The sequence below is a fragment of the Pacificoceanicola onchidii genome (assembly GCF_004804335.1).
In the GTDB taxonomy this organism is placed as follows: Bacteria; Pseudomonadota; Alphaproteobacteria; order Rhodobacterales; family Rhodobacteraceae; genus Pacificoceanicola; species Pacificoceanicola onchidii.
Genome location: NZ_SRXY01000004.1, coordinates 409,255 through 432,644, shown reverse-complemented (window position 1 = coordinate 432,644; position 23,390 = coordinate 409,255). Strand labels below are relative to the sequence as shown.

The following is a 23,390-nucleotide window of genomic DNA, read 5'->3' as shown; positions in this document are numbered from 1 at the left end:
CCCCAATCGTAGGCCGGGGCTTCGCCCCGGCGCCCTTCAAAGCATCGCAGGCACAACCTGATCAGGCGGGCGGTGGCCGTCGGCGAAGGTTTTGACGTTGATGATGACCTTTTCGCCCATCTCGATCCGCCCTTCCTGTGTCGCCGATCCCATATGCGGCAGCATCACCACGTTGGGCATGCCGGACAGGTCCGGGTTGCCCTTGATCCCGTGCTCATAAACGTCGAGGCCAGCCCCGGCCAGTTCGCCGGACTTGAGCATCCGGGTCAGGGCGTTCTCATCCAAAACCTCACCACGTGACGTGTTGACGATGATCGCCGACGGTTTCAGCAGCCTCAAACGGCGCGCATTGAGCAGATGATAGGTGCTGGGCGTGTGGGGGCAGTTGACGCTGATGATGTCCATGCGGGCAACCATCTGATCGAGGCTTTCCCAATAGGTCGCCCCAAGGTTCTCTTCGATCTCGCCGCGCAGCCTGCGCCGGTTGTGATAGTGGATTTGCATGCCAAAGGCCGCGGCCCGCCGGGCCAGCGCTTGACCAATCCGGCCCATGCCAAGAATACCAAGCCGTTTCCCGCCAAGCCGCGTGCCGAGCAGAGCCGTGGGGGCATAGCCTCCCCACGTGCCTGATTGCATCGTCTCCATGCCTTCCTGAATGCGGCGGGTGACCCCCAGCATCAGGGCCATGACCATATCAGCGGTGTCTTCCGTCACCACGCCCGGTGTGTTGGACACAAGAATGCCGCGCTGGCGCGCCGTGGCCACGTCGATGTGGTCAAAACCGGCACCGTAGTTGGCGATCAGCTTGAGGCTTTCGCCCGCCTGCCCGATCATCCCTGCGTCGATTGTATCGGACACGGTGGGGATCAGAACGTCCACATTCTGGATGGCCTCGATCAGTTCGGCGCGGGTCATCGGTGTGTCATCTTCGCGCAATCGTACGTCAAAGAGTTCGGTCAGGCGCGTCTCGACCACTTCCGGAAGGCGTCGCGTCACGACAACACTCAGACGTTTTGATGACATGCTGGCACTCCTGTTGCTTCCCTGCTTTTCGACCCTATGGCACAGTGCGTCAAAGGCATTTGGGGCGCAAGAACCCCTTTCCAATAATAATCGGGCGGATCGAGCGAATGTTCAGGATTCTTGCAAGCGTTGTCTTGTTTTCGTTGGGCTTTTCCAGCTCTGTTGCGGCGTCGGAAACGCGGGGGCCGGTGACCAACCTGCCTTTGCCCCGTTTTGTTTCTATGAAAGCGTCAGAAGGCAACGTGCGGCGGGGGCCATCGCTGACCCATCGCATCGACTGGGTGTACAAACGGCGCGGCATGCCGCTTGAGGTCACCGCGGAACACGGCCATTGGCGCCGCGTTCGGGACCGGGACGGGGCAGGTGGCTGGGTGCACTACTCCTTGTTGTCCGGGGTTCGGACGGTGCTGATCGAGAAAGACATGCTGCAACTGCATGCGCGGGACGACGTGGAAAGCCCGGTGACGGCCATGCTGGAACTGGGTGTTGTGGCCGAGCTTGGGGATTGCTCTCCGCAGGCCTGCAAACTGACGGCAGGGGGATTCAGCGGCTGGGCACCAAAAGATGCGCTTTGGGGTGTGAAGCCGGACGAAATCCGCGAATAGGCGGGACTACCGCAGAATTTCTTCCACAAGTGTTTCCGCACCGAGCGAGGCCCGGAAGTTCTCTTCCACATGGGCCCGGCCTGTTGCCGAGAGCCGCATCAGGGCGTCCGGGTCTGTCGCCAGCGCTCTGATCGTCCGCGCCAGCGCACCGGGATTTTTTGGCGGCGTAAGGTAACCGTTTGTACCGTCCCGGATCAGTTCCGGCACACCGCCCGCATCGGTTCCGATGACCGGCACACCCATGGACATGGCTTCCATGTAGGCCACGCCCAGCGGCTCATGCCAGGATGCGAGCACAAAAAGATGCGCCGCCTTGAGTTTCTCGCGCACAGCGCCGGCGTCAATGGCGCCGAGCAGTTTGACATGATCCTGCAGGCGCAGCTTTTTCAGGTGCGCCTCAAGCTCAAGCCTGTACCCGCTGCCGCCTGCGTCGTCTTCGCCTGCGATCTCAAGCCGGACATCCACGCCCTGGTCCAGCAATTGCCGCACGGCGCTCATCAGATCCTGATGGCCTTTGACGACGTTCAGCCGCCCGCAGGAAAACAGTTGCACGGGGCGGCCTTTTTCGGGCGGCGCATAAGGCGTGTCCCGGCTCAGCATGCGCGTGTCGACACCCATCGGGCGGATCACCATGCGTTCGGGAAGCGAGCCGTCCAGGGCCTCTTCTACTTCATGAAGCAGTTTGTGGGTGATGATCGTCGCAAATTTCGCGCCGGACCATTTGAAACGCTGCCCGGAGCCATAGTCTGAAAGCGGGCCGTGCAATGTCATGGAATAATCCGGCCCACCGAGCCGTTTGACGAAAGCGGCTATTAGCGCCGCACGCCCGCAGGAATGCGCGTGGATGTGATCGAGCTTGTGCTTTTTCGCATAGCTCAGAAGATGTTGCGCCGCTCCAAGCGAGACCATGGCGTCCTTGGCGAAGGCCGGCCCTTCCCTTGCGATCCAGCGTCCGAGCCCCTGCGGCAAAAGCCGCGCGAGGCCCACGACAGAGGCGATCGGATCGATATTGCCGAGATAACTTGTGCGCAGGATTGCGTCGTCAGACCAGTCATGGGCAATCAGACCAGATGGTGGTTTGCGTGTGGAAAGTACATGCACTTCGTGCCCCATCGCTTCGAGCGCGAGAATCTCGCGCCAGAAGAAGATGTGGGTTTGCCCCGGAAATTGAGGCACCAAATACCCGATACGCAGTGTTCGCGACACGATGACCTTTTGAATTAATGGCAGAGCAGCAGAACCGGCCTCTCCCGAAAAGTCGGTTGCCTCGGACTATTCCAGCCCGGACCATGCTTTGGCCATACTTAACGTTCAGGGAGGGGCGCGAGAGGACTTGTATTTTGCAAAGGTGTGGCCCCAAAGGTACGGCCATGGGGATTGACGGTGTGACAAACGAACCGGGTCTGTCGGTAATCATCCCGGCCAGCAACGAGGCAGCGCTGATCGGCGGCTGCCTTTCGGCGCTTCTTGCGTCGGATTGGCAGCGGCCCGAGCTGGTCGACGTGATCGTCGTGGCCAATGGGTGTTCCGATGATACCGCCAATCGCGCCGAAGCTTTCATAGATCAGTTCGCCCGGAAAGGCTGGCGCCTGTCCGTGCTGGATCTGGAGGAGGGCGGAAAGCTCGGCGCACTCAATGCCGGGGATGCTGAGGCAGAGGGGCGCGCGCGGGTCTATCTGGATGCGGATGTGACGGTCAGCCCGCCACTTTTGGCGCAGATTGCAAAGGCGCTTGCCGTGCCGGAGCCGCGCTATGCAAGCGGGCAGGTCAACATCACGGCGCACAACCCGATCAGCCGCGCCTATGCGAAGATCTGGGCGAAGGTGCCGTTCATGGAAGACTGCGTTCCGGGGTGTGGTTTGTTTGCTGTGAATGCAGCAGGGCGTGCGCGGTGGGGCACGTTCCCGGACATCATCAGCGACGATACCTTTGTGCGCCTCAGCTTTTCCCCGGAAGAGCGGATCGGTGTGCCCGCTTCCTATGATTGGCCGATTGCCGAAGGCTTTTCCCGTCTGGTCAAGGTGCGCAGGCGGCAGGACGTTGGGGTCGATGAGATCGAACGCCTCTACCCCGATCTGCTGAAGAATGACGACAAACCTGCGTTTCCTTTGTCGCGCAAGTTGGGCCTCGCCTTGCGTCACCCCTTTGGCTTTGCTGTCTACAGCGGCATAGCTCTTGTTGTAAAACTTACGAAGGGCGAACAAAGCGACTGGAGCCGGGGCAGATGAGCGCGCTTTTTGGCAAACTCAAAGGCGAAGGCCTTTCCGCGCGCATCATGCGGTCCTCGCTGCTGACGGTTGGCGGTTTTGGGTTCAGCCAGGTGATCCGTCTGGCGTCCAACCTGATCCTGACACGGCTCCTGTTCCCCGAAGCCTTTGGACTCATGGCGCTGGTTATGGTTTTCCTCATGGGGCTTGGCCAGTTCTCCGACGTCGGAGTGACCCCGGCAATCCTGCAGAGCAAACGCGGCGATGACCGGGATTTCCTGAACACGGCCTGGACGATCCAGGTCATCCGGGGTTTTGGCCTTTGGCTTGTCGCCTGCGCGGCGGCCTTCCCCATGGCGTGGATTTATGACGAGCCGCAGTTGACGCAGCTCTTGCCCGTGGCGGCGCTCACCCTGCTGATCGCCGGGTTCAAGCCGACTCGGATGGACACCGCCAACCGCCATTTGTTGCTCGGGCGTGTGACCGTGATCGACATGGGCGTACAGCTTATTGGCGTTGTTGTCGCTGTGATCCTGGCATGGCTGACCGGCTCTGTCTGGGCGCTGGTGATCTCCGGGGTGATTGGCGGGATTGCGGAGGTGCTGATCAACGGCGCTTTCCTACCCGGAGAACGCAATCGTTTCCGCTGGGAAAAGCCCGCCGCTCAGGAGCTGATCAACTTCGGAAAATGGGTCTTTCTCGCCACCATCGCAGGGTTCCTGTTCAGTCAGGCTGACAAGATCCTGATCGGCAAATACCTCAGCCTCGACACCTTTGGTGTTTATAATATCGGCTTTTTCCTTGCGGCCTTTCCCATGCTGCTTGGCGGGATGGTGACACGCAAAATCCTGATCCCGATTTACCGCGAGACCCCGCCCTCGGAGAGCCCGCAGAACTTCGCCAAACTGCGCAAGATGCGTTTTGCGGTAACGGCAATGCTCATGCTGATGGTTGCGGTGTTTGCCAGCCTCGGGGTTTGGCTCGTTGGTCTGATGTATGACCCGCGCTACGCGCTCGCCGGGCCCGTTGTGGTGCTGCTTGCTTGCGCGCAGATGCCAATGCTGATCGTGATGACCTACGATCAGGCGGCACTTGCAGCGGGGGATTCCAAACGCTTTTTTGTACTGGCTGCTGTGCGGGCGGCCTTGATGATCGGCTGCCTGCTTGCCGGGCTGGAAATGTCGGGGCTGCTTGGCGCGATCATCGGGCAGGGTGCGGCCTTCACACTCGCCTATCCGGTTGTCGTCTGGCTGGCGCGGCGTATGGGTGCATGGGACCCCTTGCATGACGTTGTGTTCGCGGCGTTTGGCCTTTGCCTCGCCGCCGGGGCGCTTTGGCTGAACTGGGAGGCCATCGGGGCGCTGGCGGGGGCAGTACTATAGCGACCTTTCCCACGGGGAAACACCTCTAAGCTCTCCCGTTTCCAAAATGGAAACAAAAACGATAAAGTCCGGCGGTGTTTCGATATGCGAACCAGTTTCTGCGCAAACCGCCAAATTTGGGCATCAACTGGATCGGATTCCTAAAAAACGCCGCATTTTCAGCGCATCAGTATGGTTTGGGTGTGTCGTGATTGTGTGGCGGGGTATGGGCTTATGCAGGATGGATTTGAGCAGCACTACGGCGAGAATGACATCGCCATTGTCGGGATGGCCGCGCATCTTCCCGGTGCGGACGATATTGCGGCTTACTGGCGCAATCTGCGCGACGGTGTGTCGTCCATTCGCCGCCTGTCCGATGAAGAGCTGAAGGCGGCGGGCGAAGACCCCGGCCTGATCCGTCACAAGGACTACGTGCCTTTCGCGGCGCCCCTCGACGATTTCGAACAGTTCGATGCGGAATTCTTCGGCTTCTCGCCCAAGGAAGCCATGATCATGGATCCGCAACACCGCCAGTTCCTCGAATGCGCCTGGGAGGCGTTGGAAACGGCGGGCCATGTACCGGAAAACTTCCCCGGTCAGGTCGGCGTTTTCGCAGGCTGCGGCATGGGCAGCTATTTCTATTTCAACGTCTGTTCCAACCCGGATCTGGTTGAAAACACGGGCATGTTCCTGTTGCGCCATACCGGCAATGACAAGGACTTCATGACCACACGGCTGAGCCATGTGCTCGATTTGCACGGCCCGTCGATCAACCTGCAAACCGCCTGTTCAACCTCGCTTGTGGCAACGCATTACGCGGTGCAAGCGTTGCTTAACGGCGAGTGCGACATGGCGCTGGCGGGCGGCGTGACCATCGAGCTGCCGCAGGGCCGGGGCTATCTCTACAAGGAAAACGAAATCCTGTCGCCGGACGGAGCCTGCCATGCCTTCGATCATCGCGCCGAAGGCACGGTGTTCGGCTCCGGTGCGGGCGTGGTTGTCTTGCGCCGTATGGCGGATGCTCTGGCCGATGGGGATCACATCTGGGCGGTGATCAAGGGCACGGCGGTCAACAACGATGGAGCCCAGAAAGCGGGCTACCTTGCGCCTTCGGTGGATGGCCAAGCGGCGGCTGTGGCCGAGGCGCAGGCAATTGCCGGCGTGTCGTCGGATACCGTCGACTATGTCGAATGCCATGGAACCGGGACCTATCTTGGTGATCCCATCGAGGTTGCCGCGCTGACGCAGGCGTTCGAAGAAAGCGGTTCCGGGGTTGGTCATTGCCGCATCGGGTCGGTCAAAACGAACATTGGCCATCTGGACACGGCGGCCGGGGTGGCGAGCCTGGTCAAAACCAGCCTCGCGTTGCACCACAAACAAATGCCACCGAGCCTTGGCTACGAGGCACCGAACCCGGCGATTGATTTCGAGCACTCGCCGTTCCGGGTGAATGATCGGCTCGCCGACTGGCAACGCGGGGATCATCCACGCCGCGCGGGGGTGAACTCGCTCGGGGTTGGTGGAACCAACGCGCATGTGGTGCTGGAAGAAGCGCCGGATCCGGTTGCGTCCGAAGCGAGCGATTTTCCGTTTCAGATCCTGACGCTTTCGGGTCGGAACAAGGCGGCTTTGGGCGATAATGCCGCGCGTTTGGCAGGGCATCTGCGTACCCACCCCGAGCAAAGCCTCGCGGATGTGGCGTTTACGCTCAAAGAGGGCCGCCGCGCGTTTGAACGGCGCATGGTGGTTGTTGCCGAAAGCCACAAGGAAGCCGCCACGCTGATCGAAGAGGGTAATCCGCGCCGCGTCTTTCAACACAAGGCTCTGGATCGTCCGGACGTGGCCTTCCTCTTTCCCGGCGGCGGCGCACAATACGCAGGGATGGCGCGGGATCTCTATGAGACCGAGCCAGTCTTTGCCGAATGGATGGACCGCGGGCTCGAACATCTTTCCACGTTGACCGACGCGGATATGCGCGCGCTTTGGCTGCCCGAAGGCGATACCAAACCCGCCGACGAGGCCCTGCAGAAGCCCAGCCTGCAACTGCCGCTGATCATGATCTGCGAATATGCGCTGGCGCAGATGTGGATGGCATGGGGCGTGACGCCTTCGATCCTTTCGGGGCACTCCATGGGCGAAAACACCGCCGCCTGTCTGGCGGGGGTGATGTCTTTTGAAGATTGCATTGGTCTTGTGCACCTGCGCGGGACGCTTTTTGATACGGTGCCTGCCGGGGGCATGCTCTCGGTTTCGCTTTCGGCGGAGGCGCTGCAGCCCTACCTGACCGGCGATCTTGACCTTGGTGCAGAGAACGCGCCGGAGCTTTCCGTGGCCTCTGGCCCGCAGGCGGCTCTGGATGACCTCGAAGCGCGCCTCAGAGCAGATGATGTTGACTGCCAGCGCATCGGCATCGACATTGCGGCGCACAGCCGGATGCTTGAGCCGATCCTTGCGGATTTCCGTACCTATCTCGCTTCCATCCAGCTGAACCCGCCGCAGATCCCGCTCACCTCGAACCGCACGGGCGAGATGATGACGGATGAGCAGGCCACCAGCCCGGACTACTGGACAGAGCACCTGCGCGGAACGGTCTTCTTTGCTCGCTGTGTCGGCACGCTTGCCCGGGAAAATCGCGTGATCCTTGAGGTTGGGCCGGGCAAGGCGCTTTCTTCGCTCGCGCGCCAGCATCCTGAAGTCTCCGGCAATCAGGTTCTCAGCAGCCTGCGCCACCCCGATGACCGGATCGCGGATGACAAGCATCTTTTCGAGGTTCTGGGGCGGCTCTGGGCGCTGGGCGTCCAAATCGATTGGGAGCAAGTCTGGGGCGGTGCGCGCCGCAAGCGCGTGGTTCTGCCGACCTATGCCTTCCAACGCGCGCCCTATTTCATCCAGCCGGGCAAAGCCGCCACTGAGACCGCGCCGCAGTTCCTGATGCGCAATGACGACCTTGGCGAATGGGGGTGGAAACCCGTCTGGCGGCCACGCGCCGCGCAGGTCGAGGTGGACCTTGCAGAGCTCAGAGACTCGGAGCCGCAGATCTGGCTGATCTTTGCAGATGATGCCGGACTGGCGAACGGGGCCGTGTCGCAACTCCGAAATGCGGGGCATACCGTTGTCACGGTTGGCGTGGGCGACACTTTCCAGCGGCTTTCAGAGGATCGCTATATCCTGTCCCCGGAACGGGGCCGCGAAGGCTATGATCTTCTCCTGCAGGATCTTGCCCAAAACGGCATTATCCCCACCCGCGTCGCTCATTACTGGATGGTCACAGCGGACGAAAGCCATCGTCCCGGATCGTCCTTCTTCCACCGCGTTCAGGAACAGGGGTTCTACTCGCTCATGTTCCTGGCCCAGGCCCTGGCCGAGGAAGGCACGGCCAAGCCGCATATCACGGTCATCACGAACGGCGCGGCAAAGCTGCGGGATGAAGCGTTGCCCTACCCCGGAAAAGCCACCATCGCAGGTCCGGCACGGGTGATTCCGCGCGAATTGCCGGGGGTTTCGGTCTCGACACTGGACATTCAGTTGCCACACCTCGGCACGCCGTCTTTCTGGGCGCGTGGCAAGGCTGAGGCCGCGTATGACGCAGATTTGACCGCCTTGAGCAACCGTGTTCTTGAGGAACTGCTGAGCGAGCCGTCCGGCGCGATCGCAGCCCTGCGCGGGGATCGCCGGTTTGAAAGCGCGATGCGCCCTGTGCCTTTGCAAGAAACGGTGCCTGACGCTGCGGGTGGGGTGATCCTGATCACTGGTGGTTTCGGCGGGATCGGATTGACGCTCGCCAGGGATTTCGCGGCCAAGGGCGCAAAGCTGGTCCTACTCTCGCGCAGCACTTTACCGGAGCGCGGACAATGGGCCGACTATCTCAATCGCCATGCTCCCAGTGACGCCACCGCCCGCCGCATCCGCGCCGTTGAGGCCCTCGAGCAAGCCGGGGCGGAGGTTTTGGTCGCTGCCGCTGATGTCTGCAATGCAACGCAACTGCGCCGTGTCAAAGCCGAAGCCGAAGCCCGCTTTGGTCCCATAACCGGCGTTGTGCATGGTGCAGGCGTCATCAAGGATGCGCCGCTTTTGACAAAATCGCCTGCCACGGTCGAAGATGTCTTTACCCCGAAAATCCATGGCACCGAAGTGCTTGGGCAGGTGTTCCCTGATGGCTCCGTGGATTGGATGGCGCTGTTCAGCTCTTCCTCCACCGTCACCGCCCCGGCGGGTCAGGTGGATTATGTTGCGGCAAATGAGTTTCTCAATGCCTTTGCCCGGTCGCGCGCTGGCGGCAAGACACGTGTGGTCGCGATCAACTGGGGCATATGGAATGAGGTTGGCATGGCCGCCGAGGCCATCGCGGCCCGGAACGGGGATCTGCCGAAGGCGCCTGTCACCCCGGTCGCGCTACCGCTTCTGGATGAGGCGAGTTTTGACGCCCAAGGCAACCGCGTGTTCACCGTGCGCTACAGCGCGGATGACTGGTTCATTGACGAGCACCGGACGAAGCTGGGCGATGCTCTACTGCCGGGGACGGGCTACCTGACACTGGCAGCGCATGCGCTCAGTGCGCATCACGAAGGTGGCGCGTTCGAGTTGCGGGACCTGAACTTTCTGCGCCCGCTGAGGATCGCCGATGGTGCATCGCGGGATGTGAAAGTACGGCTCAAACGGACGGATCGCGGGTATGGCTTTGACGTGCTTGCGGATGCGGCGCTCAACGGGCGGCAGGGTTTTGCCCTGACTGCCGAGGGGGCGATTTCGCTTTTGCCTATGGCACGTCCTGACCCCGTTGACCTGAACGCAATTCGCGCGCGTTGTGGTGCGCCAGTTGAGGCGGTTCCGGGGTCCAAACTGCCCGCGGCACAGGAACTCATGCTGGCCTTTGGTCCGCGCTGGAAAGTGCTGGACAGCCGCGCCTATGGCTCGGATGAAGGCATCGCATGCCTGTCACTCCCGGTCGAAGCGCAGGACGATGAGTGCCTGCTGCATCCGGCTTTGATGGATATCGCGACAGGCTGGGCTATGGAACTCATCGACGGTTGGCAGCCGACGCATCTTTGGGCGCCGGTCCGCTATGGCCGCGTGCGGATACATGCGCCGCTTCCCGACAAGATCGTCAGCTGGGTGCGCAATGCCGCTGACAACTCCGCAAGCGGCGAGACGGCGAGTTTCGATGTCACGCTTTGCGATGAAGGCGGCAACGTGCTTGTTGAGATCACGGGTTTCACCATCCGCAAACTGGCCTCTTTGGACGTGCTTAAGAGCGCCCCTCCGATCAGCGTGTCGGAGTTGGAAGTGGATGAAACCGACAGCGCGCAGCCGCTCTCACCCGCCGAAGAACGCCTTGCGCACAACCTTTCGCAAGGCATCCTGCCGGACGAAGGCGCCCGCGCCTTCCATGCTGCCATGGCGCTCGAGGTGCCGCAGGTTGTTGTGTCCTCGATGGATCTGGACGCGCTCATCCGACAGACAGCTGCCAGCACGGCAGACAGCGGCGAGACCCAGAAGTTCGAGCGGCCACAGTTGGACGGCGACTATGTTGCGCCGGAAGGTGAGATCGAAACCACGCTTGCCGGGTTTTGGGAAGACCTTCTGGGTGTGCAGAATGTGGGCGCAGAAGACAGCTTCTTTGACCTTGGCGGCCACAGCCTGATCGCCGTGCGCCTTTTTGCGATGGTCAAGAAGGCCTTCCGCGTGGATTTCCCGATTTCCGTCCTCTTTGAGGCCCCGACCATCCGGAAATGCGCTGCATTGATTGCGGAGCAGACGGGCCATGTCGAAATGAGCGATGCCACGCCGCAAGAGGCAAAGCCGGAGCGGCGTTTCAAGCATCTTGTCGCCATGCACGATGGTGACGGCGGTGCGCGTCAACCGTTCTTCCTGATCGCGGGTATGTTCGGCAATGTCCTGAACCTGCGCCATCTGGCGCACCTTCTTGGCTCGGATCGGCCATTCTATGGCCTGCAGGCCAAGGGATTGCTGGGCGGAGAAGAGCCGCACAAGACAATCGCAGAGGCTGCGCGCGACTACATTGAAGAAATGCGTCAGGTGCAGCCGGAAGGTCCGTATATGCTTGGCGGCTTCTCGGGTGGCGGGATCACGGCTTATGAGATCGCCCATCAGCTTGAGGCCATGGGTGAAGAGGTATCGCTTGTGGTCATGCTCGACACGCCGCTGCCGCAGCGCCGTCCGTTGGAGTTTGCGGATCGGTTGCTGATCCAATGGCACAAGGCGCGTGAGAAAGGCCCGCTTTACCCCCTCATCTGGGCCAAGAACCGCATCGCCTGGGAGTTTGAAAAGCGGCGTCATGTCGAAGAGACGGGCGCGGAGCATGCCTTCCACAATGCCGAGATCGAAGCGGCCTTCTACGGCGCAATCGCGCAGTATCAGGTCAAGCCATGGGGCGGCCGTGTGGTGCTGTACCGGCCACCTTTGCAAGGCAAATGGACAGTGACGGGCGGCAAGCTGGTCAACTCGGAGCGCACCTATGTTCTGTCTGATAACGACTGGGGTGAGACCTTGCCCCAGATCGAGGTGTTCGAAGTGCCGGGTGATCACGACAGCATGGTGCTGGAGCCGAACGTTCGGGTGCTTTCCGGTCTCATGCGCGAAGTTATCGAAGAGGCCGAAGCGCGTGCCTCGGGCCATGGGGAGGTTGTCACCTTCCCGACGCAGGCGGCGGAGTAGATCATGCCCAGACTGCTGACAGTGCTGCTGAACTATCGCACGCCGGACATGACGATCCGCGCGGCAGAGGCGGCGATGCGGGCTTTGGATGGGCTCGATGCGGAGCTGGTGATTGTCGACAACGCGTCCGGCGACGGGTCTTTTGAGACGCTGAAGGCTAGGGCACAAGGCTGGCCTGGCGTGCGAGTGATCCAATCCGGTCGGAACGGCGGTTTTGGTGCTGGCAACAACGTTGGCATTCGCGCGGGCCTGAGTGACGGCTCGAAGCCGGATTTTGTCTACCTGTTGAACTCGGATGCCTTCCCCGCGCCGGACGCGATCCGGTGCCTCGTCAATCATCTCGAAACGAACCCCAAAGCCGGATTTGCAGGCAGCTTTATCCACGGCGAGGACGGCGATCCGCATATCACCGCCTTCCGCTTTCCTTCGGTCTGGTCCGAGCTGGAGGGTTCAGCCCGCTTTGGCCCGATTTCGCGCGTTCTGAAGAATCGCATTGTGCCTTTGCCTTTGCCAGAGACGACGCGGCGGGTGGATTGGCTCGCGGGTGCTTCGATGATGATGCGGCAAGAGGTGCTCGATGAGATTGGCCTCTTTGACGAGACTTTTTTCCTGTACTTTGAGGAAACAGACCTTTGTCTGCGTGCCGCCCGCGCCGGGTATGAGACCCATTACGTTGTGGACAGCAAAGTGGCGCATATCGGGTCTGTCTCCACGGGCATGAAGACATGGGATCGCATTCCCGGTTACTGGCTTGACAGCCGCTGGCACTATTTTTCGAAAAACCATGGGCGCGGCGCGGCGGTTCTGGCGACGCTTTTGCACATGCTGGGCGGGTCCCTGTGGCGGGTCAGGATGCTGCTGCAACGCAAGCCCCCCGCCGATCCGCCGCATTTTCTGCGGGATCTGATTTTACATGACCTCGGCGCATTGATCCGGCCTTTGCCGGACCGAGCGGGCAACGCGCCCGGCACAGAGGCAAGAGTGGAGTGACAAACATGACCGGGTTTTCTGCCGTTTTGATGGGCAATGAATCGCTGCTGGTGGGCTGCGCCGAAGCGCTGCTGGCGCGGGGCAACAGCGTGCGCGCTGTCATCACGGAGGCAGAAGACGTGACGGTCTGGGCCAAAGGCCATGGGATTGTTGTGCTGACAGAGCCGCGCGATCTGGCCGGAACGCTGGTAGGCCAGCCTTTTGATTGGCTTTTGTCGATTGCCAACCTTCGGATCATTCCGGGCAGCGTTCTGGAACTGCCCGCCAAGGGCGCGATCAACTTCCACGACGGACCTTTGCCGCGCCACGCTGGTCTGAACGCACCGGTCTGGGCGCTGCTCGAAGGGGAAATACAGCACGGCATTTCCTGGCACATGATCGAAGGCGGCGTGGACGAAGGGGACGTTCTTGTGTCCCGCGAGTTCCCGATCACCGAGACGGACACCGCGCTGACGCTCAACACCAAGGCTTACGAGGCAGCCATGGAGAGCTTCCCGGCGCTGCTCGATCAGCTTGAAAACAGTGCATTGAAGCGGACCAGACAGGATCTGTCGCAGCGCGGTTACCATGGGCTGACGGACCGCCCGGCGGCGATGGGTCTGCTGGATTGGTCGAAATCAGCCGAAGACCTCGCGCGTTTGGTGCGGGCGATGGATCATGGCGGGTATTGGAACCCGCTCTACACGGCAAAGTTCCGCTCCGAAGGAGCACTTTGGCTGGCGCCGCATGCGCGTGTTGCCGACGGCAGCGGCGCGCCGGGGACGGTTCTGGAAGTGACGGCGGATCATCTGACAGTCGCCTGCGGGACTGGTGCGTTGCAGATCGAAGGTGTGACCCGCATTTGCGGGATGCCAGTAAATGCGCATGACGTCGCAAAGCCTGAGACGGTGCTGCCGGGCGTATCTGCCCAGGAAAAGGTGCGGCTCGATGCCGCCTCGGCTCAAATCGCCGCGCGCGATGGCGTCTGGCGCGTAGCTCTACGGGAACTGAAACCCGTGCAGGTGCCCGGGGCCGAGGAGGGACACGGCACGATCGAGACGCGGGGGCTGAGCCTGCCCGCTGGTGATGAGGGCTTGGCGCTTGTTGCGACATGGGCCGCTCGTTTGGGTGGGGCCGGTACTTACGATCTTGCCTTTGCAGACAAAGACATCGCGGCGCTTGCCGAAACGGGTCTTGTGTCTCCTTGGGCTCCTTTGCGCGTGACCGAAGGGCAGGCCGGCCGCTTTGAAGCCGCTTCGAAAGGCTCCAGTTTTGCTCTGGACCTGCCCGCGCGTGCGCCCGAGTTGAGCTGGCCTGAAGTGCCGCAGATCGGCGTTTCAAACGGGGCCGGTCATGTGCCGGGAACGGTGATCACCGTTGATCTCGGCGCGCATCCCAAGCTGACTTATGACGCAGGGAAACTCTCCGCCGAAATGATGGAATTGCTGACCGCGCGTCTGGAACTGATGCTCCACGCCCCGGATCAGACCTTGCCCGCCGCGGAGCGCGCGCTTGTTCTGAACCAATGGAACGAAACCGAGGCCGCATATGATCGTGACCTGACCATGCACCGTGCCTTCGAGGCGCAGGTGGCCAAGACGCCGGACGCGGTGGCGCTTGTCTTTGAGGGTCTGAGCCTGACCTACGCACAACTCAACGCCCGCGCCAACCGCGCGGCGCATGTTCTGCAGCAGATGGGTGTACAGCCGGGGCAGGTGGTTGGCTTGTGCTGCAAACGCTCGGTTGACTTGATGACCGGCGCATTGGCGATCCTGAAAGCGGGTGGGGCTTACCTTCCGATGGATCCGAGTTACCCGGCAGATCGACTGCAACACTTCGTTGAGGACAGTCGCGCACAGGTGATCGTCACGCAGGCAGCGCTTGAGCCGTCTTTGCCGAAACACAAAGCGCAGCTTCTGGTTCTGGATGCGGAGCCGCGTCTTGAGACGGCACCCATCGAGAACCTGCCGGATACCTCCGGCCCCGAAGACCTCGCCTATCTTATTTACACCAGCGGCAGTACCGGCAAGCCCAAAGGCGTGATGATCGAGCATCGCAATGTGATCAACTTCTATCGCGGTATGGACGACGTGGTGCAGGATCACGGCGGCACGTGGCTCGCGGTTACTTCGCTGTCCTTCGACATCTCGGTGCTTGAGCTGTTTTACACCACGGCGCGCGGCTTCAAGGTTGTTCTGACCGGGGACGAGGATCGCGGTCTGATCTCCAAAGGCCCGCTTGGTGCGTCCGGTGCGGGAATGCAGTTCTCCCTCTATTACTGGGGCAACGACGATGGCGTCGGCCGCGACAAATACAAGCTTCTGCTTGATGGCGCGAAGTTTGCCGATGAGAACGATTTCGTCGCGGTCTGGACGCCGGAACGGCACTTCCATGCCTTTGGCGGCCCATATCCGAACCCTTCGGTGACAGGCGCGGCAGTGGCGGCCATTACCAGCAATATCGGCGTACGGTCCGGCTCTGTCGTGGCTCCGCTGCACCATCCGGCGCGCATCGCCGAAGAATGGTCCGTCATCGACAACCTGACCAACGGGCGCGCCGGTCTTGCGATTGCAAGCGGTTGGCAGCCCGATGATTTTGTCCTGCGCCCGGAAAACACACCGCCGAACAACAAACCGGCCATGGTCGAAAACATTGATCAGATCCGCAAACTCTGGCGCGGCGAGGCCGTTGGTTTCCCGCGCAAGGATGGCAGCTTGCACGAAGTGATCACACAGCCGCGTCCGGTGTCCAAGGAACTGCCGATCTGGGTCACAACGGCCGGGAACCCGGAAACCTGGAAAGAGGCCGGACGGCTGGGCTGCAACGTGCTGACGCACCTGCTTGGCCAGTCGGTCGACGAAGTTGGCGGCAAGATCAAGCTCTACCACGCCGCGTTGCGCGAGGCCGGGCATGATCCCAAGGACTTCACCGTCACGCTGATGCTGCACACTTATCTCGCGGAAACCCGCGATCAGGCGCGGGAAATCGCGCGGCAACCGATGAAGGACTACCTCAATTCCGCGGCGGGGTTGATCAAACAGTACGCCTGGGCCTTCCCGGCGTTCAAACGGCCCGAAGGGGTGAACAACGCCTTTGATCTTCAGCTCGACGGGCTGGAGCCGGAAGAACTGGACGCGATCCTCGATTTCGCCTTCGAGCGGTATTTCAATGAAAGCGGCCTGTTTGGCACGGTTGAAGACGCCATGGCGCGCGCCGAAGAGGTCAAGCGGATCGGCGTCGACGAAATTGCCTGTTTGATCGATTATGGCATTGATCGTCAGGTGGTTCTGGATGGTTTGAAGCCTTTGGCAGAGGTGGTTCAAGCCACGAAAGGCGCGCCGGAACCGGAAGCTGATGACTTTTCCATTGCCGCCCAGCTTCTGCGCCATGGCGTGACCCATCTGCAATGCACCCCTTCGATGGCGCGCATGTTCGCGATGAACGATGAGGCGCGGCAGGCGTTGCGGTCCGTCAAACACCTGTATTTCGGCGGAGAGCCGTTGCCGGGCGCCTTGGTGCAGGAGTTTGCGGAGATCACGGACGCCCCGATCACCAACATGTACGGCCCGACAGAGACGACAATCTGGTCTTCTACGCAAAAGGGAGAGCCCAGCGCTTCCGTGGTGAATGTCGGTTATCCGCTGGCCAATCAGAAACTCTACGTTCTGGACGAGAAACGACAGCCCGTCGGCATTGGCGAAGAGGGCGAGCTTTGGATTGGCGGTGACGGTGTGACGCGCGGTTATTGGGACCGGCCCGAACTGACCGCTGAGCGTTTCGTCCCCAATCCGTTCCATCCGGGGCGCATGTACCGAACCGGTGATCTGGTTCGTCGCCGCGCCGATGGCGCGATTGATTTCGTCGGGCGTGTGGATCATCAGGTCAAGCTGCGCGGCTACCGGATCGAGCTTGGAGAGATCGAAGCGGTCCTGGAAGGGATCGACGGGATCACGCAAGCTGTTGTCGCCGCCCGAGAAGATACGCCGGGCGATTTGCGTCTTGTCGGCTACTACACCGGAGAGGTGCGGGACGAGGCGCTGTTGAAAACGAAAATGAGTGCAGATCTGCCCAGCTTCATGGTGCCCGGCCGGTTCGTGCAGTTGGATGCCTTCCCGCTGACACCCAACAAGAAGGTTGATCGCAATGCGCTTCCCGCTCCAACCGCGCCAAAGGCGAAAACGGTTGTGGAAGCGCCCAAGACGATCTTGGCCGAACCTGTAACCCAACCGACGCCGAAGGCTGATACCGCAGAGATCGAACAGGCCATAGCTCAAATCTGGACGCGCTTCCTTGGCGTGGCCGGGATCAGCGGACGCGACAACTTCTTTGATCTCGGCGGTCATTCACTTCTGGCGGTCCAGACACACCGGGCGATCCGCGAAGAGCTCGGCGCCACACGGCTCTCGATCACTGATATCTTCCGCTTCCCTATCCTGGCGGATCTGGCTGAGCGCGTTTCGGCGATGACAGACGGCGCACTGAATTTGAACAAACCGAAACCGGTTGTGAAACCTGTCGCGGCTCCGCCCGTACCGCCCGCTCCAGTTGCGCCCGTGGCAAAATCGGTTGCGCCGACGGGCAACGCCAGAGCCGATGCTCGGATGGACGCAATGGCAAGACGGCGTGAAATGCGGGCGCGACGCAGCGCCTGACTGTCTCCAACTATGACCAGAAAGCCCGGGTGATCCTGTCACCCGGGTTTTTTGTTGCGAATCCCCCTTCGCAATTTGGGCAGAATGCGGCCAAATCTGCCCAAATGAGGCGGCTTTGGGGCCGCCCCGAAACGTCTGGAAAGCAGTGCGGAAAGCGCCGCCCAAGGCAAATGTGGCGGAACTGGGGCAGATACCCGGAGAAACCCCTTAATTTATTGAAAATATGACGAAAATGTGTTCTGAAATTCCGATGTGGATACGCACTGTTTCCTGATCTGATCAGGAAAACCATGGCGCAAATAAGGCAACTTCGATAGATTATGACTTGAAGATGGCGGCAAGCGGGCCACCGCGAGACGTCAACTTCGTCGCATTGGGGGCAACTTTGCGGGAGTAACAAATGAACCAGTTTCAGACCTTTGACGAAGTCGTCTCTGCCCTCAAGCGCCGCTTTTGGCTGATCGTCCTGATCACTGCCATCGGCTGCGCCCTCTCGCTCAGCTATGCCATCAGTCAGATCAAGACCTTCGAAGCAACCGCCGTGGTTCAGATCGAAGATGCACGCGTTCCGGATCAACTTGCCGGTGCCACGGCAGCCGCAGAAAATGCTGCCCGCCGTGTTCGCCTGATCGAGCAGCGTCTGATGGCGCGCGACAATCTCATCCGCATCATGGACAAACATGACCTGTTTGCGGACGATCCGGCGATTTCGATCAATGAGCGCATCTTCCAGATGCGGCAGGCCGCGTCGATCGAGCAGATCGTGGATGCTTCGCAAATCTACGCTGCCGGCGGCAACACTCCGTCCGGTCTGCTGATCACCGTGCGCCTTGATGACCCGCAAAAGGCTGCCGATCTGGCAAACGAATTGATGTATTCCGTCATTGATCAGTCCCGTGATCGCTCGGTGAGCCGTGCCCGTGACACGCTTGATTTCTTTGTCGCCGAAGAAGATCGCGTGAGCGCAGAGATCGCCGTCATGGAAGAGCAGATCGCCGTGTTCAAATCGGCCAACTCCGACCAGCTTCCCGCCGGCGTGTCCGATCTGCGGGATCAACTGGCCAGCCTTCGGGACGCCTCGCTCGACCTTGACCAGCAGATCCTGACCATCGAGACGACCTCGGATCGTCAGCGGGATGAGGTCAAGCAGGCCAACATTCAGCTGCTTCAGGAGCAAAAGCTGCTTGTGACCGAGCGCATTGCTCAAATTCAGGCGCAAATCTCCGGTGCGCCGGAAGTCGAGCGTGCCCTGAGCGGAATGGAGCGTGAGCTGAACCGACTGCAGGATCAGTACAGCGTCATCACCCGCCGCAAGGCCGAGGCTGAGATGGGTGAAGCGCTGGAGAACCGCCAGCAGACCGACCGCTTCGAAGTTCTGGAAACCGCGCTTGTTCCGGAGCACTCCGTGTCCCGCAGCCGTAAGAAAACCGCCATCATGGGTGCGGTGGCCAGCCTGATCGTCGGTATCGCCGTTGCCTTTGCCACCGAACTGATGAACCCGGCGATCCGCAATGCCGCCCAGATGGAGCGCATGCTCGGTATGCAACCGGTTGTTGCCATCCCGACAGTATCGACACGCCATGATCGCACCCGTCGCGGGCTTGGTATTCTGGGCTGGATTTTTGGTTTGATCGCAACAGTCTTCGCGGCAACCCGCCTGTTTGGAAACGGAATTTCCATTTCCGATCTGATGGGTCGACTGCTGCCCCGGGCCGCAGGGAGCTGAGAACGCGCAGCTACAGCGCATGTGAAAAGCTGGGGCTGTCCGCGAAAAAAAGCGGCAGCGGTGGACCAGACCTTTCACAACAAAAGCCCCCGCTGCCGGTTTGGCGCGGGGGCTTTTTCGATCTCAAGTGGCGATATCAGTATTGATACTTGTTGATCTCGGTGTTCTCCGCCTTGTTCAGCACCATGCCAAGCAAAGGGGTTTCGTCGCCCAGTCTGCGCTCGACTTCCTTGATCTCTTTTTCCGTGGTGATACCGCCGCCAATGACCAGCAAAACCCCGTCAAACAAGGGCCGAAAGGCAATCACGTCGTCATAGTACAGTGCAGGCGGCAGATCGAAGAGGATCACGTCCGGTTCCAGTTCTGCCTCGATGCGATCAAGGGTTTCCTCCGTGCGCGGATCCTGGAGCAATTCTGACGCGTATGGTTCAATCATCTCATTGAAACCAAACGCGATATTGCGGCCAGCGTTGATGCTGTTCTGCCCAAGGCGGAGCAGGTGATCCTGTGGCGCAATCTTGCCTCGAAGCATGTCACCCACCGAACCGGCGCCCTTGCGACCCATGACCTTTTGCAGGGTCGGACGGCGCATGTCGCAATCGAGCAGGATTGTCCGGCAGTTTTCTTGCCGGGACAGGCTGATAGCGAGGTTCGCTGCCGTGAAGGTCTTGCCGCAGTCCTTTGTCGGCGAGGTGATCGCGACGCGTTTCCATCCGTTTTCGGACAAAGCCTGTAGCAGGCGCGTCCGCAAGACGTCAAACGCCGTGTAGGCGGGATCGTCACGGGCGGCGGTGATGATGCGGTTGGCAGCAAGGTGAGATTCGCTAACGTCGAAATGACCCAAATGCTCCCAAACGGGACCATTTTCGGCCTCGGGCTCCGCAGCCTCAACCGGAAGAACAATGGGAGACGTCAACGGCAGGGGCGCACTCGTTGCGGCAGCGTCTTGTCTTTCAGCGGCTTCCGTAGCGACCCTTTGCTCCTCGGCTTTGCGGCGGGCTTCGTCCTCCGCCCTGCGGCGTGCCTCTTCGGCGGCCCTGATTTCCGCTATTCTGCGGGCGTCTTTAGCGGCCAGGCGCTGCTCTTCGGCTTTCCGCTTCGCCTCGGCTTCCGCCCTTTGACGCGCTTCTTCCGCCACGCGCCGCTCTTCTGCTTCTCGCGCCGCTTTCTCTTCAGCCAAACGACGGGCTTCTTCGTCTGCTCTTTGCTTAGCTTCAGCCTCCGCTTTGCGGCGCGCCTCTTCAGCGGCCCTGGCCTCTGCTTCTCTGCGGGCGTCTTCAGCCGCACGGCGTTGCTCTTCGGCTTTCCGCTTTGCCTCAGCCTCCGCCCTCTGACGCGCTTCTTCGGCTTCGCGTGCAGCCCTGGCCTCGGCTGCAAGGCGCGCTTCTTCCGCCTCGCGCGCAGCCTTCTCTTCCGCAATGCGCTGTGCTTCTGCGGCGGCTAGCGCTTCAGATTTTCTGCGTGCTTCCTCTGCGGCCTGTTCCTCGGCACGCCTGCGTTCCTCTTCGGCGGCGCGGCGGCGCGCCTCGGCTTTGCGTGCGGCTTCCTTCTCGGCGCGACGCTCTGCGTCCAGCTTGGCCTGTCTTTGAGCGGCACGGCGCGCTTCATAGGCTTCCTTCTGCCTGATCCGCTCCGCTTCAAGCGCAGCACGTTCTTGCGCTTCGCGTTCCGCGCGTTCGGCAGCAGCAAGCGCTTCAGCTTCTAGGCGCTCGGCTTCTTCCCGCGCCAAACGCGCGGCTTCCCGCGCGCGCTCTGCTGCGCTTGGATCATTTCGAGGAGTTGTGTGTTGGAGTTCAACCCGGTCTTCCGGCGCGTTGGCGCGGCGGAATTTGCGGCGAAACTTGGGGCGATCGACCATATTCATCGCGCTCCAACCTCCAAAGCCGAGCAAACGGACCCCACCGCGCAGGCGCGGCGCGTCTCTAGACAGATCAAAATGGGTCTGGCCATCATCTTTGCTCAACTCCGGTACATGCCAGCCGATTTCGGCGCATGTCTTGCCTCAGACCGTTTACAACAGGTGAATCTGTCCAGAATAAGACCGATTTGCGAGGATTGTTTCCAAAATGCAGGGCGGTCAGAAGCCGAACAGGTTGGCCTGTGTGATGGCCTTCTCAATGAATGTGGTGCGGTCGGCCTCCGGTTTCCAGCCCAGCAGGCGCTTTGGCTTTTCGTTTACAAAAGGTGAGAAGTGCGCGCGGCTTTTCCAGTCCGCAAGGCTTGGCCGGATCACGCCGGGACGGCGCAGGGCGTATTTCTTGAGCCCGTATTTCAGCGCATCAGAGGCGTAGAACGCATAGAGGTTGCCGGATGAGACGCGAATGCGCGCGCCCAGTGCCTCATGAATGGCGTCGAAGTAGTCCCGCCCGGACAGCATCGGCTCGCCGATCAGGTTGAAGCTCTGCCCTTCTACCGGTTCGTCGATCATGCGGACAAGGCCATCGGCAATGTCATCGTTCAGGACAAACGGCAGGATGTTGCGGCCGTGCCCCCAGATGCGCACCGCGCCAGCCCCGTGCCAGCGTCCGATACCCCAATGCTGGAGCGGTCCACCTGCACCGACGACGATGCCGGGCCGGGCAATCACCAGCGGCAGGCCGCGCTCGCGGTGTAGCTTCATCAGCTGTTTTTCGCACTCCGCCTTGGATCTTGCGTAGAGATTTCGGTCCGTCATGTCTTCGGCGAAACCGGTTTCTTCTGTGATCTTCGCGTTCGGATCGGACATGTCATAGCTGGCAATGGTGCCGGTGTAGACCAGCCGTTTGACCCCGGCCTGCTCACAAGCCATCCCGACACGCGTGGCGACGCCGACATCATTTGTCAGACAATCCGCCCAGGACGTCTCCAAGGCCTTCGCAAGGTTGAAAACCACGTCGATGCCCTTCATCGCCTCGGTCAGTCCGTCGAGATCGTGCAGGGAGACGCTTACGGTTTCGACGTTGTCCGGCAAATCAGGGAAAGGCCCGGTGCGACCCCGCGATAGCACACGGACGTCACGACCGTCGGCCACGAGGCGCCGGGTGAGCGCGCGCCCGATAAAGCCGGTTCCTCCGATGACCATTGCGGTTGGTTTGGGGTTGCGAGACTTGACGGCGGGTGCGGCCACTTTGAGGTCTGCATCGGGCAAGCGTGCGATGGCGTCGTCGATTGCTTGCATGACCTGGACCGCTTGGGCGCCGGAGTAGGGCGCTGCATCACCCGAATAGAGTGCCGCGTTCATGCCGCGAAAGCTGCGGCCATAGGGGTTTTGCGTGTTCAGAGATTTGAGTTGCACAGCGGCGTTCTTCACACCTTGCCAGAGATGTTGCCGGGACAGGTCCAACTGCCGACGCAGCGGGTTGACCACCAGATCAGAGGCATTTTCCCGCTCAACAACCAGCACGTCTTGCGCGAAGTCGAGCCGCGCACGGGCGGAGGATCCACGCAAGGTGACGCTTCGGTCATCGGTTGTTTCAACCATCGAAAGGGTGAAGGTGACTTCGACACCCCCGGCACGGGCGAGAATGCGAAAGCCTTGCGGGCGCATGTCGTCGCCTGGCAGAGCGATGGGTCGCTCGGCTTGGGCGTGAATGATCTCCATCGGGCCGAAAAGATCCTGCGCGAAGGCAATTAGGTGCGGCCCAAGCTCAAGCAGCAGGTTCTTGGGCTCGCGCAGCAGCCACAGATTGAAAGGGCCAGAGCGCAGCGGTGCGAGCGGCAAGGCCCAAGTGATCTCGCAGCCGGACACGCGCCCGTATTCGCCCGCCTCCATCGCCTTCTTCATGGTCCGGTAGGACGGCAGGCCAAGGAAATTGTGACCGGCTGAAAAGCGTTTGCCGGTTTCCTGTGCAACGGCTTCGATCTCGTGCGTTTCCTCGGCGCTTTCTGCCACGGGCTTCTCGACAAGCACATCAAGACCGCCGCGCAGGCACTGAATGGCAAGCGACTTGTGCAGATGCGGCGGGGTCAAGATGTGCACTGCGTCGCAGATCCCGGCGGCAATCAGGTCATCGACAGACAGGAAGGGTGTCGCGCCGTACCCTTCGGCAAAGCCCTTGGCGGCGATTTCATTCGGATCACAGACCGCAGTGATGCGCACGCCCGGTGTCGCGGCAAGCGCATCTGCATGCCAGGTGGCAATGTAACCGGCCCCGATCAGGCCAACGCGGGTTTCAGCGGACATGGGTAACGCC

General features: G+C 61.1%; 11 protein-coding genes. 7 read left to right on the top strand and 4 right to left on the bottom strand.

What is annotated here, in order from left to right; genetic code table 11:
- Positions 1-36 precede the first annotated feature (36 nt).
- The gene (locus E4662_RS13310; protein ID WP_136442063.1) at positions 37-1,023 is read right to left on the bottom strand and encodes a 2-hydroxyacid dehydrogenase; all 987 of its coding nucleotides are present in this window, start codon (positions 1,021-1,023) and stop codon (positions 37-39) included.
- 107 nt (positions 1,024-1,130) lie between these two features.
- On the opposite strand from E4662_RS13310, the gene E4662_RS13305 reads away from it, so the two are divergent.
- Positions 1,131-1,628, top strand: a complete 498-nt coding sequence (locus E4662_RS13305) for an SH3 domain-containing protein (protein WP_136442062.1) — start codon at positions 1,131-1,133, stop codon at positions 1,626-1,628.
- A gap of 6 nt (positions 1,629-1,634) precedes the next feature.
- Here the strand turns inward: E4662_RS13305 and epsE are convergent, their stop codons facing one another.
- On the bottom strand, positions 1,635-2,834 hold the full coding sequence (gene epsE / locus E4662_RS13300; protein ID WP_240705189.1) for an exopolysaccharide biosynthesis GT4 family glycosyltransferase EpsE: 1,200 nt from the start codon (positions 2,832-2,834) through the stop codon (positions 1,635-1,637).
- A 179-nt stretch (positions 2,835-3,013) separates the two neighbouring features.
- Between epsE and E4662_RS13295 the strand changes: the two genes are divergently transcribed.
- From E4662_RS13295 to E4662_RS13270, 6 genes are all read left to right on the top strand, one after another.
- Entirely contained in the window at positions 3,014-3,856 is an 843-nt protein-coding gene (locus tag E4662_RS13295) for a glycosyltransferase family 2 protein (protein ID WP_240705188.1), read from the top strand.
- Positions 3,853-5,217, top strand: a complete 1,365-nt coding sequence (locus tag E4662_RS13290) for an oligosaccharide flippase family protein (protein WP_136442060.1) — start codon at positions 3,853-3,855, stop codon at positions 5,215-5,217. Before E4662_RS13295 ends, E4662_RS13290 begins: the two co-directional genes overlap by 4 nt.
- Before the next feature lie 213 nt (positions 5,218-5,430).
- Positions 5,431-11,871 (top strand): type I polyketide synthase, encoded by a 6,441-nt coding sequence (locus E4662_RS13285; RefSeq protein WP_136442059.1) that lies wholly within the window; start codon positions 5,431-5,433, stop codon positions 11,869-11,871.
- Positions 11,872-11,874: 3 nt separating this feature from the next.
- The gene (locus E4662_RS13280; RefSeq protein ID WP_136442058.1) at positions 11,875-12,861 is read left to right on the top strand and encodes a glycosyltransferase family 2 protein; all 987 of its coding nucleotides are present in this window, start codon (positions 11,875-11,877) and stop codon (positions 12,859-12,861) included.
- Between the two features lie 5 nt (positions 12,862-12,866).
- A complete protein-coding gene (locus E4662_RS13275) occupies positions 12,867-17,492 on the top strand; it encodes a MupA/Atu3671 family FMN-dependent luciferase-like monooxygenase (protein WP_136442057.1) in 4,626 nt (1,541 codons plus the stop codon).
- A gap of 400 nt (positions 17,493-17,892) precedes the next feature.
- Positions 17,893-19,218: a GumC family protein gene (locus tag E4662_RS13270; protein WP_136442056.1), complete on the top strand. Its 1,326-nt coding sequence runs from the start codon at positions 17,893-17,895 to the stop codon at positions 19,216-19,218.
- 136 nt (positions 19,219-19,354) lie between these two features.
- Here the strand turns inward: E4662_RS13270 and E4662_RS13265 are convergent, their stop codons facing one another.
- Positions 19,355-21,082, bottom strand: coding sequence for a CpsD/CapB family tyrosine-protein kinase (locus tag E4662_RS13265; RefSeq protein WP_240705187.1), 1,728 nt, complete (start codon positions 21,080-21,082; stop codon positions 19,355-19,357).
- A 213-nt stretch (positions 21,083-21,295) separates the two neighbouring features.
- The gene (locus tag E4662_RS13260; RefSeq protein ID WP_136442055.1) at positions 21,296-23,380 is read right to left on the bottom strand and encodes an NAD-dependent epimerase/dehydratase family protein; all 2,085 of its coding nucleotides are present in this window, start codon (positions 23,378-23,380) and stop codon (positions 21,296-21,298) included.
- Positions 23,381-23,390 lie beyond the last annotated feature (10 nt).

What these genes read in the sequence shown, in the direction of transcription:
- E4662_RS13310 (WP_136442063.1), bottom strand. Translation starts at nt 1,023, where the DNA reads ATGTCATCAAAACGTCTGAGTGTTGTCGTGACGCGACGCCTTCCGGAA.
- E4662_RS13305 (WP_136442062.1), top strand. Translation starts at nt 1,131, where the DNA reads ATGTTCAGGATTCTTGCAAGCGTTGTCTTGTTTTCGTTGGGCTTTTCC.
- E4662_RS13290 (WP_136442060.1), top strand. Translation starts at nt 3,853, where the DNA reads ATGAGCGCGCTTTTTGGCAAACTCAAAGGCGAAGGCCTTTCCGCGCGC.
- E4662_RS13285 (WP_136442059.1), top strand. Translation starts at nt 5,431, where the DNA reads ATGCAGGATGGATTTGAGCAGCACTACGGCGAGAATGACATCGCCATT.
- E4662_RS13280 (WP_136442058.1), top strand. Translation starts at nt 11,875, where the DNA reads ATGCCCAGACTGCTGACAGTGCTGCTGAACTATCGCACGCCGGACATG.
- E4662_RS13275 (WP_136442057.1), top strand. Translation starts at nt 12,867, where the DNA reads ATGACCGGGTTTTCTGCCGTTTTGATGGGCAATGAATCGCTGCTGGTG.
- E4662_RS13270 (WP_136442056.1), top strand. Translation starts at nt 17,893, where the DNA reads ATGAACCAGTTTCAGACCTTTGACGAAGTCGTCTCTGCCCTCAAGCGC.
- E4662_RS13265 (WP_240705187.1), bottom strand. Translation starts at nt 21,082, where the DNA reads ATGAATATGGTCGATCGCCCCAAGTTTCGCCGCAAATTCCGCCGCGCC.
- E4662_RS13260 (WP_136442055.1), bottom strand. Translation starts at nt 23,380, where the DNA reads ATGTCCGCTGAAACCCGCGTTGGCCTGATCGGGGCCGGTTACATTGCC.